This is a genomic window from Pseudomonas sp. S44, from assembly GCF_016624805.1.
Taxonomy (GTDB): Bacteria; Pseudomonadota; Gammaproteobacteria; order Pseudomonadales; family Pseudomonadaceae; genus Aquipseudomonas; species Aquipseudomonas machongensis.
In genome coordinates this window covers 26,690-39,988 of sequence record NZ_JACVTY010000012.1, presented here as the reverse complement: position 1 = coordinate 39,988, position 13,299 = coordinate 26,690, and the positions used below count along the sequence as shown (strand labels likewise).

The following is a 13,299-nucleotide window of genomic DNA, read 5'->3' as shown; positions in this document are numbered from 1 at the left end:
TCGCGGGTAAACCCGCTCCCACAGGTACTCCACAGGCCTGAGGGCTGCGGTAATCCTGTGGGAGCGGGTTCACCCGCGAAGAAGCCTGCCCCGATGAGCCTGCGACCACAGGTTCATCAGGTGACACCGAGCAACACCCGCCCCTGGTTCGGCCTGCACGGAGGCAGTTCCAGGGGCGTTTTCGATTCTGCAGAACAACAAGAATTTTGGGAGCCTGCCATGTCGGTCGATCCACAGAAACTCCTGCGCGAGCTGTTCGACACAGCCATCGCCGCCGCCCATCCCCGTCAGGTCCTCGAACCTCACCTGCCCGCCGATCGCAGCGGCCGGGTCATCGTCATCGGCGCTGGCAAGGCCGCCGCCGCCATGGCCGAAGTGGTCGAGAAGAGCTGGCAGGGCGAAGTCTCGGGCCTGGTCGTGACCCGCTACGGCCATGGCGCCAATTGCCAGAAGATCGAGGTGGTCGAAGCCGCCCACCCGGTCCCCGACGCCGCCGGCCTTGCGGTCGCCAAGCGCGTGCTGCAACTGGTCAGCAACCTCGATGAAGACGACCGCGTCATCTTCCTGCTCTCCGGCGGCGGCTCGGCCCTGCTGGCACTGCCCGCCGAGGGCCTCACGCTGGCCGACAAGCAGCAGATCAACAAGGCGCTGCTCAAGTCCGGCGCCACCATCGGCGAGATGAACTGCGTGCGCAAGCACCTCTCGGCGATCAAGGGCGGACGCCTGGCCAAGGCCTGCTGGCCCGCCACCGTCTATACCTACGCCATTTCCGATGTGCCGGGCGATCTGGCTACCGTCATCGCCTCCGGCCCCACCGTGGCCGACCCGAGCACCTCGGCCGATGCCCTGGCGATCCTCAAGCGCTACGACATCGAGGCGCCCAAGGCGGTCATCGACTGGCTGAACAACCCGGCATCGGAAACCGTCAAGGCCGATGACCCGGCCCTGGCGCGCAGCCACTTCACACTGATCGCCAAACCCCAGCAATCGCTCGAGGCTGCCGCGGTGAAAGCCCGCCAGGCCGGTTTCAGCCCACTGATCCTGGGGGATCTGGAAGGTGAATCGCGCGAAGTGGCCAAGGTGCACGCCGGCATCACCCGGCAGATCGTCCTGCATGGCCAGCCGCTGAAAGCCCCTTGCGTGATCCTGTCCGGCGGCGAGACCACCGTCACCGTGCGCGGCAATGGCCGTGGCGGGCGCAACGCCGAGTTCCTGCTCAGCCTCACCGAAAGCCTCAAGGGCCTGCCTGGCGTATACGCACTGGCCGGCGACACCGACGGCATCGACGGCTCCGAAGAAAACGCCGGTGCGCTGATGACCCCGGACAGCTTCAGCCGCGCACAGGCCTTGGGCCTGTCGGCCAGTGACGAGCTGGACAACAACAACGGCTATGGCTACTTCGCCGCGCTCGATGCCTTGATCGTCACCGAGCCAACCCGCACCAACGTCAACGACTTCCGCGCCATCCTGATCCTCGAGACCTCGCAATCATGACGCCCGATAAAAAAGTGAAAATCCTCGCCACCCTGGGGCCGGCGATCAACGGCATCGATGACATCCGCCAGCTGGTCGAAGCCGGGGTGAATATCTTCCGCCTCAACTTCAGCCACGGCGAACACGCCGACCACGCCCTGCGCTACCAGTGGATCCGTGAGGTCGAGCAGCAACTGAACTACCCGCTGGGCATCCTCATGGACCTGCAGGGGCCGAAACTGCGTGTCGGCCGTTTCGCCGAAGGCAAGGTGCAGTTGCAGCGTGGCCAGGCCCTGCGCCTGGACCTGGACAAGGCCCCCGGCGACAGCCACCGGGTCAACCTGCCGCACCCGGAAATCATCGACGCGCTGGAGCCCGGCATGGACCTGCTGCTCGATGATGGCAAGCTGCGCCTGCGGGTAACCGCCAAGCACGCCGACGCCATCGACACCGAAGTGCTGGCCGGCGGCGAGCTGTCCGACCGCAAGGGCGTCAACGTCCCTCAAGCTGTGCTGGACCTCTCCCCGCTCACCGAGAAAGACCGCCGCGACCTGGCCTTCGGCCTGGAACTGGGCGTGGACTGGGTGGCGCTGTCGTTCGTCCAGCGCCCCGAGGATATCGTCGAGGCGCGCCAGTTGATCGACGATCGTGCCTACCTGATGGCCAAGATCGAGAAGCCCTCGGCGGTCGAGCAACTGCAGGCCATCGCCGAGCTGTCCGATGCGATCATGGTCGCCCGTGGCGACCTGGGCGTGGAAGTGCCGGCTGAAAGCGTGCCGCAGATCCAGAAGCGCATCATCAGTACCTGCCGCCAACTGGGCAAGCCGGTGGTGGTGGCGACGCAGATGCTCGAGTCGATGCGCTTCTCGCCCGCTCCGACCCGCGCCGAGGTCACCGACGTGGCCAATGCCGTGGCCGAAGGCGCCGACGCGGTGATGCTGTCGGCCGAGACCGCCTCCGGCGATTACCCACTGGAGGCGGTGCAGATGATGAGCAAGATCATCCGCCAAGTGGAAAACGGCCCGGACTACCAGGCCCAGCTCGACGTCGGCCGCCCCAAGGCCGAAGCCACGGTTTCGGATGCCATCAGCTGCGCGATTCGGCGCATCAGCGGCATCCTGCCGGTGGCGGTGCTGGTCAACTACAGCGAGTCAGGGGCCTCGACCTTGCGCGCCGCCCGCGAGCGGCCACGGGCCCCCATCCTCAACCTGACCCCGAACCTCAAGACCGCGCGCCGACTCAGCGTCACCTGGGGTGTGCATTCGGTGGTCAACGACCGCCTGCGCCAGGTCGATGAGATCTGCTCGACTGCGCTGGAGATCGCCCAGGCGCAAGGCATGGCCAGCCGTGGCGACACCCTGCTGATCACCGCGGGGGTGCCGTTCGGCCAGCCGGGGAGCACCAATACCTTGCGGATCGAGACCTTGATCTGAAGACCGGCCCTGCAATTTTGTAGAAGCAACTGTCTTGTTCGAAATCTAAAGGCCAGCCCAATTCCTGTGGGAGCGGGCTTGTCCCGCGAACACGGGCGTAGCCCGTGCCAGGCAGCGCGGTGTCTTTTTCGCGGGCAAGCCCGCTCCTACAGAGCGCGCAGAGCCAATCCAATGGCGCACAACCGAGGCCCGAAGAGGCCCAGCGCCTTTCACTCACCTTGCCGACTGCCCATGTACACCAAGAATTTCGTCAACCCGTGCCCCGACTGGGCCACGGCGCTGCTCAACGGCTTCAGCCAGGTGCTGCTGCTGCGCGATCCCCTGTGCGGCCTATGCTGCCTGCTGGCCATCCTGCTCACCGCCCCGGACCTGGTCGGCGGCGCGCTGCTTGGCGCCCTCGCCGGCCTGCTCACGGCGCAGCGCCGCGGCTATGCCCGCGCTGATCGCCAGGCCGGCCTTTACAGCTACAACGGTGTGCTGATCGGCCTGCTGATCAGTGCGCTGGTGCCTTGGTCGGCGATCGTGCCTGCGCTGATCCTTGCTGCAGGCGGCCTGTCGAGCATCATCACCCACCAGTGGCGCAAGCGCGGCGGCCCTCTGCTGTTGGCCTACACCGCGCCTTTCGTGCTGCTGGGCTGGATCATGCTGCTGATCATCGAGCCCGGCGTCAGCGGCCAGGTCGAAGCCAGCCACGTGCACGGGGTGCTGCGTGGGGTCGGCCAGGTGTTTCTGCTCGATGCACCGCTGGCGGGCCTGCTGATCGTTGCCGGCATGTTCTTCGCCCATCCTCGTGCTGCGTGCTGGGCCCTGATCGGCTCAGCCATCGGTGGCGGTGCGGCCTTGCTCGCTGACCAGGCAGCTGCGGCCTGGATGGGCTTGTATGGTTTCAACACCACACTGGCCGCACTGGCCTTCAGCCGTCAGGGCGAACGCCCCTGGGTCCCGCTGCTGGCCATCGCCCTGGCCCTGCTGCTGCAGGCGCTGTCCAGTCTGTGGCCGCTGCCGGCGCTCACCGCGCCCTTCGTCCTCGCTTGCTGGTTGATGCACCTGGGCGGCCACCTCGTCCAGCAAGCCCGACAGCGCAGCGCGCAGCGCTTGCACGGCTGAGAGCCAGCCCCTAGGCTCTCACCGGCAACGTATAACGGAACGAGCCCATGGACACCCCTTCGAGCCTGCGCGAGCGGCTCTATGTCATCGTCTTCCAGACCGACACCGTCGCTGGAAGACGCTTCGACAAGATCCTTCTGCTGATCATCCTGGCCAGCCTGGTCACCGTCATCCTCGACAGCATCGACGATGTGCACCGCAATTATTCCGGCTTGCTGGCCGGCATCGAGTGGGCCTTCACGGCGATCTTCCTCGCCGAGTACCTCACCCGCCTGTACTGCTCGCCAAAGCCGCTGCGCTACGCGTTCAGCTTCTACGGCCTGGTCGACCTGCTGGCCATCGTGCCGGGGATCATCGCCCTGTACTACAGCGACGCCCAGTACCTGCTGATCATCCGGGTAATCCGCATGCTGCGGATCTTTCGCGTGCTCAAGCTCAGCCCCTACCTCAAGCAGGCGCACTATCTGCTCGAGGCGTTGCGCGGCAGCAAACAGAAGATCATCGTGTTCCTGGTCAGCGTTTCGACCCTGGTCACCGTGTTCGGTACGCTGATGTACGTGATCGAAGGGCCCGAGCACGGCTTTACCAGCATTCCCAAGGGCATCTACTGGGCCATCGTCACCCTGACCACGGTCGGCTTCGGCGACATCGTGCCCAAGACGCCGTTGGGCCAGGTACTGTCATCGCTGGTGATGATCATCGGCTACTCGATCATCGCCGTGCCCACCGGGATCTTCACTGCCGAGCTGGCCAACGCCATGCGCGGCGAACAGTTGCGCCACGATTGCCCGACCTGCGCCAAGAAAACCCATGAGCCGACGGCAGCATTCTGTTCGCGCTGTGGCAATGCGCTGTTTCCCAAGGCAGCGACCAAGCAGGCATAAGCAAAGTCTGTTTTGATCTTTAATGGCTCAAGAACCAAAGGTTATAGTTACTGGCACATTGCCAAACTTTCACTCACAACAAGGAACGCCTCTGTGAAAAAACTCTTCAGCGCCTCGCTGCTCGCCGCAGGCCTGGCCCTCGGCAACCTGGCCCAGGCCGCGCCGACCCTGCTGAACGTCTCGTATGACGTGATGCGCGACTTCTACAAGGACTACAACCCGGCGTTCCAGAAGCATTGGGAAGAAGAGCACAAGGAAAAGGTCAATGTGCAGATGTCCTTCGGCGGCTCGAGCAAGCAGGCGCGTGCTGTGATCGATGGCCTGCCGGCCGATGTCATCACCATGAACATGGCCACCGACATCAATGCCCTGGTCGACAACGGCAAGCTGGTGCCGGACAACTGGGTTACCCGCCTGCCGAACAACAGCGCGCCGTTCACCTCGGCCACCGTGTTCATCGTGCGCAAGGGCAACCCGAAGGCGCTGAAAGACTGGCCGGATCTGCTCAAGGATGGCGTGCAGGTGATCGTGCCCAACCCCAAGACCTCGGGTAACGGCCGCTACACCTACCTCTCGGCCTGGGGCTACGTACTCAAGCAAGGCGGCGACGAAGCCAAGGCCCGTGATTTCGTCGGCAAGCTGTTCAAGCAGGCACCGGTGCTCGACACTGGCGGTCGCGCTGCCACCACGACCTTCATGACCAACCAGATCGGCGACGTGCTGGTCACCTTCGAGAACGAAGCCGAGATGATCGCCCGCGAGTTCGGTCGTGATCAGTTCGAAGTGGTCTATCCGAGCGTGTCGGCGGAAGCCGAGCCACCGGTGAGCGTGGTCGACAAGGTGGTCGAGAAGAAGCAGACCCGCGCCGTGGCCGAGGAATACCTCAAATACCTGTGGTCGCCGGCGGCCCAGGAAATCGCTGCGCAGAACTACCTGCGCCCGCGTGATGCCACCGTCCTGGCCAAGTACACCGACCGTTTCCCGAAAGTCGACTTCCTCTCGGTGGAGAAGACCTTCGGTGACTGGCGCACCGTGCAGAAGACCCACTTCAACGACGGCGGCGTGTTCGATCAGATCTACACCAACAAGTAACTGGCTTGGGGCGCGCTGCGCGCCCCAATCACACCGACCACCCCATCTGTATCTTCAGGAGCGGCGGTTCGCCGCTGCGACTTGTCCCGCGAACACGGGCGTAGCCCGTGCCAAGCAGCGCGGTGTCTTTTTCGCGGGTAAACCCGCTCCCACAGGTACCGCACCGGTGCTGAGGGCCGTGCGCCGGCTGCCCCAACGCTTACAGCGAGATAGGACGGCGCCCGGCAAAGGCATGCGCAAGCGTGCCACCGTCCACCAGCTCCAACTCCCCCCCCAGCGGCACGCCATGGGCGATACGCGAGGCAGTCAGACCCTTCTCGGCCAGCAACTGGGCGATGTAATGCGCCGTCGCCTCGCCTTCCACCGTGGGGTTGGTCGCCAGGATCACCTCGCTGAAGGTGCCCTGCTCCTCGATCCGCGCCATCAGTTGTGGAATACCGATCGCCTCGGGGCCCAGGCCGTCGAGCGGCGACAGGTGCCCCTTGAGCACGAAGTAACGGCCACGGTAGCCGGTCTGCTCTACCGCATACACATCCATCGGCCCTTCCACCACGCACAGTTGCGTGTCGTCGCGGCGTGGATCGGCACACTGCGGGCACAGCTCCTGCTCGGTCAGGGTGCGGCACTGGCGGCAATGGCCAACACCTTCCATGGCCTGGCTCAGGGCCTGTGCCAGGCGCGTGCCTCCGCTGCGGTCGCGCTCGAGCAACTGCAGGGCCATGCGCTGGGCGGTTTTCTGGCCGACACCCGGGAGCACACGCAGGGCATCGATCAGTTGGCGGATCAGGGGACTGAAGCTCATGTAGGCAGGCCTGTCAGTGGTACAGAATGAAGAAGGGAGCAGCGATCAGTCGATCGTGCTCCCCATGTGCTGCAAACCGTCGATCAGAACGGCATCTTGAAACCAGGCGGCAGCTGCATGCCGGCAGTCATGCTGCCCATCTTGTCCTGGCTGTTCTGCTCGACCTTGCGCACGGCGTCGTTGAGTGCCGCGGCGATCAAGTCCTCGAGCACTTCCTTGTCGTCCGGATCGGTCGACATCAGGCTGGCGTCGATGTTGACGCGCTTGACATCATGACGACCGGTCATCACCACGCTGACCAGACCTGCACCGGACTGGCCGGTGACTTCTGCATTGGCCAGCTCTTCCTGCATCTTGGCCATTTTTTCCTGCATCTGCTGAGCCTGCTTCATCAGGCCGGCCATGCCACCTTTCATCATGGGAGAATCCTCGATTGGGTCATGTATGCGGCCGGCACGAGGCCGGGCGCAAGGGGTTCGCTTCACTGCCCCGGGGTTGCCAGGGCCGCGTCTACAGGTTCGATTGTATCGTGCCGCACCCGGGCGCCGAACTGCTTGATCATCTGCTGGATGAGCGGGTCCTGCTCGATCGACAGCTCCGCGTCATGCTGGCGCTCGGCGCGCTTGCGCGCGGCGGCCTGCGCGGGGGTTTCCTGCTCGGGGCGGATCAGCTCGATCTGCAGGCGTAGCGTACGCCCCAGATGCTGGTTGAGCGCCTCGTTGAGTCGACGTTGCTGGGTGCTGTTGAACAACGCACCCTGGCCTGGGTCCAGGTGCAGCAGCCAGTCATCGCCATCGGCGCTGATCAGCGTACAGTTCGCGGCGATGTTGCCTGTCATACCGGAGACAGGCAACTGTGGGAATAATTCCAGCCATTGCAGGGCCAGGCCCGTGGCCGGCTGCGCCGCAGGCAGAGGCTCGGGCGCCGCCGCAGGCGCGTCCTCCTGGATATGCTCGGCGAGCTCGTCCAGGTAGCTGAAACCTGTCGGATCGGCTTGCGGCACGTAGTAATCGTCATCCGCACCGTCGTCGTCGCGCTCCATGCCGACCGACGCATACGCCGACGGATCGAAGGGAGGTTCGTCGTAGTCCGGCTGATCGTCAGGCGGCTGCGCGACGACGGCCGGGATGACCGGCGCCGAGGGCGCGACCGTTGGGGAAGGCTCTTCCCACGGCAGATCGACGACTGTCTCTGGCGGTGCAACGGCGTGCACGGGCTCGGGCTCGATCGAAGGCACCGCTTCCGGAGCCACGGCGGACGCAGCAGCAGCGACCGGCTCGACGGCGGGTGCCTTATCGACCACAGGTGCGGGCGGCGCAACAGGCTCAGGCGCAGCGGCAACCACGGAGGGCTCGGCCACCACGGTCGCAGCTGCCACCGGTCTGGCTGGATCAGCTGTGGCCTGGCTGATCCCCACCGGCTTTAGCGCAGGTTTCGGCGCGTCATCCGTGTCGGCCGGGCGGAAGGCGAGCATGCGCAGCAGGACCATCTCGAAGCCGCCCCGCGGATCCGGCGCCAGCGGCAGGTCGCGCCGACCGATCAGGCCCATCTGGTAGTAGAACTGCACATCCTCGGCCGGCAACGCAGCCGCCAGCGCGAGCACCTTGTCGCGATCGCCCTGGCCGTTGTCCACCGCCTCCGGCAAGGCCTGGGCGATGGCGACCCGGTGCAGCACATTGAGCATCTCGGACAATACGCCATTCCAGTCAGGCCCCTGCTCGGCCAGGGCGCGCACCGCCTCGAGCAGCGCCCGGGCGTCACCTTCGAGCAAGGCCTGCAGCACACCGTACACCTGGCCATGATCGAGCGTGCCGAGCATGGCCCGCACATCGGCGGCCAGTACCTTGCCCTCGCCGAAGGCGATGGCCTGGTCGGTCAGGCTCATGGCGTCGCGCATCGAGCCGTCGGCGGCGCGGCCCAGCAGCCACAGGGCATCTTCCTCGAATGGCACGTTTTCGGCGCCGAGCACGTGGGTAAGGTGCTCGACCACCCGCTCCGGGCTCATGTTCTTCAGCGAGAACTGCAGGCAGCGCGAGAGAATGGTTGCCGGCAACTTCTGCGGATCGGTGGTGGCGAGGATGAATTTGACGTAGGGTGGCGGCTCTTCCAGCGTCTTGAGCAAGGCGTTGAAGGAGTGGGTGGACAGCATGTGCACTTCGTCGATCAGGTAGACCTTGAAGCGTCCGCGGCTGGGCGCGTACTGCACGTTGTCGAGCAGTTCGCGGGTGTCTTCGACCTTGGTGCGGCTGGCGGCGTCGATCTCGATCAGGTCGACGAAGCGGCCTTCATCGATTTCCCGGCATACCGAACAGGTGCCGCAAGGTGTGGAGGTGATACCGGTTTCGCAGTTCAGGCACTTGGCGATGATCCGCGCGATGGTGGTCTTGCCGACCCCTCGGGTGCCGGTGAACAGGTAGGCGTGATGCAGCCGCTGGTTGTCCAGGGCGTTGATCAATGCCTTGAGCACATGAGTCTGGCCTACCATCTCGCGGAACGAGCGCGGGCGCCATTTACGTGCAAGAACCTGATAACTCATCAAAAAACCATCGCAGCCTGATCGAGCGGAAGATCGCTAATGCTAGCGGAGCGGGGGCAAAATTGCACCCTGCCCGGCTCGTCTAGACTATGGGCGCTGCCGGTGAACATGGAAAGTCCAAGGAGGATAGACGTGCGGCGACTTCTCGCCATCCTGTTGCTATGGAGCTCAAGCGGCCTTGCCGAGCAGCCGGTGCTGCGCTTTTCCGTCGCGGAGAGCTGGAGCATGCCGTTGATGCGCACCGAGGGCGACGTGCCGGTCGACGGCATTCTCTTCGACCTGATCCAGGCCCTGGCCCGCGAAGCCGGGGTACGCCCGCAATACCACGTGATGGCGCGCCTGCGCCTGGAGCAGGCCATGGCCGCTGGCGACATCGACGTGCGCTGCTACGTGGCCAGCAACTGGCTCAACGAACGGCCCGGTGAGTTCATCTGGAGCGTGCCGCTGATCCACCAACGCGACCTGCTGGTCGGGCGTGCTGGCGATGGGCTGCCCGGCGGCCTGGCGCAACTGCCCGCACAAGCCATCGGTACAGTACTGGGCTACACCTACCCGACCCTGGACCCGATGTTCGCGCAGCGTCTGCTGACGCGGGAAGACAGCCGCAACCAGGACCTGGCCCTGCAGAAACTGCAAGCCAGCCGTTATCGTTATGCGGTGAGCAACCAATTGTCGCTGCAATGGTTCAACCGCCAGCAACCCCGGGAGCAGCGCCTGCGCCCGCTGGCCCTGCTGGAAGAGCAGGACCTGGGCTGCATGGTGCGCAACGACCCGGCCATTCCCGCTCAGCAGGTGCTGCGGGCCTTGGTGCGCCTGAAGCAGTCCGGCGAGATCGATCGGATCATCGAGCGCTACACCCAGGTGCAAGGGACGCTGTCGGCCGATCAGTAGCCGTGTGACTCGCGGAATTTCTGGCCCTTGTGGTACGCCACCCACTCGTCCACATCGTAGGGCAGATACAGATGGCGCCGGGCACGTGACAGCGCGATATAGACCGCGCAGACCCGGTTGTCGAAGGCGTAGGCATCCTTGAACGGATTCAGCGCCATCAGCTCCTGGGTCAACAGCACGTGATCGAACTCCTGCCCCCCGGCCTCCTGCGCCGGCATCAGCAACAGGCTGCCCGGCTCATTGGAGAAGCGTGCCGACAAGGCGTTGAGCTCGGCAATCCGAAAACCGTCCTGCAGCCGCGCCTCGACCCACAGGAATGACTCGTCGAAGCGATTGTCCTCATGCACTTGTCGCCAGTTCAGCGCGTGAGCGAAATAGGCGTGCGTGTCCTGGCCATCGCTGCCCGCGCCATAGAGGTCGGCACGGAACAACTGCACGGCGCTGGACATGAAACGCTGCATCCCGACGTTATCGGAGAAGCCCACCCGGCACTGGTTGTCGGCCAGTTGCATGGCCCACTTCATCGAATCCCAGGGCGACGCGGTGAGCACTACACAGCCTTGCGGTGGCACGAAATCGAGGGGGTAGTGCTCGATGCCGACATCCACGCTGCCGGCGCCTTCGAAGGCGAGCTTGGATTTTTGCGAATGCACACCGATCAGCGGGTTGATCAGCCGCTCCACTTTCGGCCCGCAGCGCACCGAGAAGGCGATGTCGCGCTGGCGCACCTGACGCGCGCGGCGCAGTCCGGGCCCGTCGGCACGCTGGTATTCGTCACCCAGCGTGATCAGCACCTGGCGGCCACGCTCGATGATCTGCAACAACGGGCCAGGCATGTCCTGGCTCTCGTCGACGATCACATGGCTGTAGCGGCTCGGCACACTGTGGCCAGCGAGGCTGGCGCGCTTGAGCAGCAGCAACGTGGGGAAGCCGGTCTGGCGATCCCAGGCAGGGTTTTCCTGCAGATAGGCCCACAGGCGGCTGGCGTATTCGAGCAGCACCTGGCTATCCAGCCGCGACAGCGCCTGGGCGAAGTGCGGAAGGTGGCGCACGGTGAGGCTGTGATCGCGGGACTCACAGTAGTTTTTCAGCAGCTCCAGGCAGATATCCAGGGTCTTTTCGCCGTCGTATTGGCGAAAGCCCAGGATGTTCAGGGTTTCGGCCACCGCGCGCTTGCTCGGCAGGCGTGCCGATGCGCGTGCGGCAGGCCGCCCAGGCACGCTCAGCAGGGCCTGGGCAAACTCGGCGAACGTCTTGCCAGCCTTGGAGCCTTTTCCGATACGCCGCCGCAGGGCGTCGAGCTTGCCGGGCGTGCGCGCCAGTGCCAACACCCGCCCCCTGGGCAGGCAATTGATCAGCGCTCCCAGCAGGTAGCTCTTGCCGATGCCCGCATAGCCCTGCACATGCAGGTCTTCGTCAGGATTGGCGCGCAGCACCCGCAGCAACTTGTCTTGCTCGCGGGTCAGCCAGCGCTCTTTATTGAAGCCGGTGAGGGCCTGCTGGCTGAACGGATTGTGGCGCGGGTGGCGAAGCGACCTGAAGCGCATGTCCCAGGTACCGTCATCCAACAAGTACTCGCGCTGCGCCACCTCCTCGGCCCCCAGCAGTTGCAAGCGCGAGCCCTTGATGACTTCCAGGCCGAAATACAGCTTGCGTGCATCGAACAGCCGCCGCGCCTCGGACCTCAGCCCCACGCCCGGCGCATGCGGCCCTCGGACCGACCACTGCAGCAACTTGGCCAGCACCTTTTCCGCCGCTGCAGGGTCGAGCACCTGCTCGCGCGCCTGGGACAGGTTCTGGATCACCAGCACCGCCGCCAGCTCCGGATCGCTCAACCCTTCGAGCCCGGAGGCATCCTCGAGCAGGCCTTGGCAGACTTCCAGGGTGACGGGAAGAAACACGGTGTCGGCGAAATCGTAATGTTCAGGTTGCATGCGCGCAGGTCATTCGCTGGTGTCGGGATTGGCTTCAAGTTCATAGGCGTAGGCGCCCAGCGAGCCGGACATGCCGCCCGGGTAGACGCGCCGCACGTCATCCTCGCAGCGGGCTTCGGCAGCCAGCGCGCTATCGAGCTCGTGCAGCGCCATCTCCAGCAGCTTGCGCAGGTCCTGGGCATTGCGCGCCGAGACGCTCAGGCGAAAATCCAGCCCCGGTGCCTGATCGACTGCTGCTGTGGCGTCGGCTGCGGGCGTGGCTTCGCCAAGGATGCGTTCGTGTTCCTCTTCCATCTGGTCGAGTACTTTCGAAAGCTCAAGGGTGCGCTCGGGGTGCGAGGCCATCTGGTCCTTGATCTCCAGGCGGCGCGCTTGCCAGTCGCGGATGCGCTGGCGGGTCAGATCGTCAACCTGATCCATGCTGATGGCCTCTCTCAGAAATGGGTGGGCTGCGAGAGGCGCATCATAAGCCTGTTTGCCGATAAATGCAGGTGCGGCGGGCTCGGCTCGTCACCCGAGCACAGCTTCAGCCCTTGGGCGCAACGAGTCGGCGGTACTGATCCTGACTGATCCAACCCGTGAACGAGCGGTCGTCCTGGTTGATGAACTCGACCTTGGCCCAGCCGTCCTTGAACGCCAGCACGCCCACTACATCGCCCTTGACGATATAGGGTCGTTTGCTCGCGCTGCTGCCCGCCTGCTTGCGCAGATAGGCCTTGTCAGCAGTGACCGTCAGCAGCGCGATCCAGGGCTTTTCCGCATAGCGACTGAGCTCCAGCCCCGTGGCGATCTCCGGCATCAGCACACTGACGCAGCCGGGGTGCTCGCGGCCTCGTGCAACGGTGAGGGTAACGCCATCGCCCGTGGCCGCCAGGCTGCCGGGGAAGGTCTGGTCTTCCCAGGTGGCCAGCGCAACCGCCCCATCGCCGCTGATCTGCCCCTTGAGGTAGAAGGTGCAATGCCGGGTCACACCTTCGCCAAGGGTCTCGGAATAGTAGCCCTCCACCTGGCGATCCGGCGTGACCGCCAGCATCAGCGCGTCGTATTGCCCAGGCTTCAGTACGGCGGCGTCTGCATGAACAGCCCCGGACAATCCCAGCAGTGCGGTGGCCAGAACAGTCAGTCGCCGCGAGAAACTCTTTGCCAT

At 64.9% G+C, this 13,299-nt stretch carries 12 protein-coding genes; 6 read left to right on the top strand and 6 right to left on the bottom strand.

Annotation, left to right across the window (positions count from 1 at the left end; genetic code table 11):
• Nucleotides 1-219 precede the first annotated feature (219 nt).
• The 5 genes from IAE40_RS11530 (at nucleotide 220) to IAE40_RS11510 (ending at nucleotide 5,989) form a co-directional block, all read left to right on the top strand.
• On the top strand, nucleotides 220-1,494 hold the full coding sequence (locus IAE40_RS11530) for a glycerate kinase type-2 family protein (protein WP_063543961.1): 1,275 nt from the start codon (nucleotides 220-222) through the stop codon (nucleotides 1,492-1,494).
• Nucleotides 1,491-2,906 carry a pyruvate kinase gene (gene pyk, locus IAE40_RS11525; RefSeq protein WP_200603193.1) on the top strand — a complete coding sequence of 472 codons (1,416 nt, stop codon included), beginning with the start codon at nucleotides 1,491-1,493 and terminating at the stop codon, nucleotides 2,904-2,906. Before IAE40_RS11530 ends, pyk begins: the two co-directional genes overlap by 4 nt.
• 231 nt (nucleotides 2,907-3,137) lie before the next feature.
• Nucleotides 3,138-4,013, top strand: coding sequence for an urea transporter (locus IAE40_RS11520; protein WP_200603192.1), 876 nt, complete (start codon nucleotides 3,138-3,140; stop codon nucleotides 4,011-4,013).
• A gap of 47 nt (nucleotides 4,014-4,060) precedes the next feature.
• The gene (locus IAE40_RS11515) at nucleotides 4,061-4,897 is read left to right on the top strand and encodes an ion transporter (protein WP_063543957.1); all 837 of its coding nucleotides are present in this window, start codon (nucleotides 4,061-4,063) and stop codon (nucleotides 4,895-4,897) included.
• A 93-nt stretch (nucleotides 4,898-4,990) separates the two neighbouring features.
• Nucleotides 4,991-5,989, top strand: coding sequence for a sulfate ABC transporter substrate-binding protein (locus tag IAE40_RS11510; RefSeq protein ID WP_054893642.1), 999 nt, complete (start codon nucleotides 4,991-4,993; stop codon nucleotides 5,987-5,989).
• A gap of 199 nt (nucleotides 5,990-6,188) precedes the next feature.
• Here the strand turns inward: IAE40_RS11510 and recR are convergent, their stop codons facing one another.
• The 3 genes from recR to dnaX form a co-directional block, all read right to left on the bottom strand.
• Nucleotides 6,189-6,791 carry a recombination mediator RecR gene (recR, locus tag IAE40_RS11505; protein WP_054893641.1) on the bottom strand — a complete coding sequence of 201 codons (603 nt, stop codon included), beginning with the start codon at nucleotides 6,789-6,791 and terminating at the stop codon, nucleotides 6,189-6,191.
• Between the two features lie 83 nt (nucleotides 6,792-6,874).
• Nucleotides 6,875-7,210, bottom strand: coding sequence for a YbaB/EbfC family nucleoid-associated protein (locus IAE40_RS11500; protein ID WP_054893640.1), 336 nt, complete (start codon nucleotides 7,208-7,210; stop codon nucleotides 6,875-6,877).
• Nucleotides 7,211-7,272: 62 nt separating this feature from the next.
• Entirely contained in the window at nucleotides 7,273-9,327 is a 2,055-nt protein-coding gene (gene dnaX, locus IAE40_RS11495; RefSeq protein ID WP_197892475.1) for a DNA polymerase III subunit gamma/tau, read from the bottom strand.
• Between the two features lie 132 nt (nucleotides 9,328-9,459).
• Here dnaX and IAE40_RS11490 point away from each other — a divergent pair, with 132 nt between their 5' ends.
• Nucleotides 9,460-10,218, top strand: coding sequence for a substrate-binding periplasmic protein (locus IAE40_RS11490; RefSeq protein WP_200603191.1), 759 nt, complete (start codon nucleotides 9,460-9,462; stop codon nucleotides 10,216-10,218).
• On the opposite strand, the gene IAE40_RS11485 is transcribed toward IAE40_RS11490, so the two are convergent.
• The 3 genes from IAE40_RS11485 to IAE40_RS11475 form a co-directional block, all read right to left on the bottom strand.
• Nucleotides 10,212-12,152 (bottom strand): hypothetical protein, encoded by a 1,941-nt coding sequence (locus tag IAE40_RS11485; protein ID WP_200603190.1) that lies wholly within the window; start codon nucleotides 12,150-12,152, stop codon nucleotides 10,212-10,214. The two genes, IAE40_RS11490 and IAE40_RS11485, sit on opposite strands and share 7 nt — an antisense overlap.
• Before the next feature lie 9 nt (nucleotides 12,153-12,161).
• Entirely contained in the window at nucleotides 12,162-12,572 is a 411-nt protein-coding gene (locus tag IAE40_RS11480; RefSeq protein ID WP_200603189.1) for a hypothetical protein, read from the bottom strand.
• 106 nt (nucleotides 12,573-12,678) lie between these two features.
• Complete coding sequence (locus tag IAE40_RS11475) at nucleotides 12,679-13,299, bottom strand: hypothetical protein (RefSeq protein WP_231100314.1); 621 nt, start codon at nucleotides 13,297-13,299, stop codon at nucleotides 12,679-12,681.

Bases quoted from the DNA above. Each gene is read 5' to 3' on its own strand.
- IAE40_RS11520 (WP_200603192.1), top strand. From the start codon at position 3,138: ATGTACACCAAGAATTTCGTCAACCCGTGCCCCGACTGGGCCACGGCG.
- recR (WP_054893641.1), bottom strand. From the start codon at position 6,791: ATGAGCTTCAGTCCCCTGATCCGCCAACTGATCGATGCCCTGCGTGTG.
- IAE40_RS11485 (WP_200603190.1), bottom strand. From the start codon at position 12,152: ATGCAACCTGAACATTACGATTTCGCCGACACCGTGTTTCTTCCCGTC.
- IAE40_RS11500 (WP_054893640.1), bottom strand. From the start codon at position 7,210: ATGATGAAAGGTGGCATGGCCGGCCTGATGAAGCAGGCTCAGCAGATG.
- IAE40_RS11475 (WP_231100314.1), bottom strand. From the start codon at position 13,299: ATGGCAAAGAGTTTCTCGCGGCGACTGACTGTTCTGGCCACCGCACTG.
- IAE40_RS11515 (WP_063543957.1), top strand. From the start codon at position 4,061: ATGGACACCCCTTCGAGCCTGCGCGAGCGGCTCTATGTCATCGTCTTC.
- dnaX (WP_197892475.1), bottom strand. From the start codon at position 9,327: ATGAGTTATCAGGTTCTTGCACGTAAATGGCGCCCGCGCTCGTTCCGC.
- IAE40_RS11530 (WP_063543961.1), top strand. From the start codon at position 220: ATGTCGGTCGATCCACAGAAACTCCTGCGCGAGCTGTTCGACACAGCC.
- IAE40_RS11480 (WP_200603189.1), bottom strand. From the start codon at position 12,572: ATGGATCAGGTTGACGATCTGACCCGCCAGCGCATCCGCGACTGGCAA.
- pyk (WP_200603193.1), top strand. From the start codon at position 1,491: ATGACGCCCGATAAAAAAGTGAAAATCCTCGCCACCCTGGGGCCGGCG.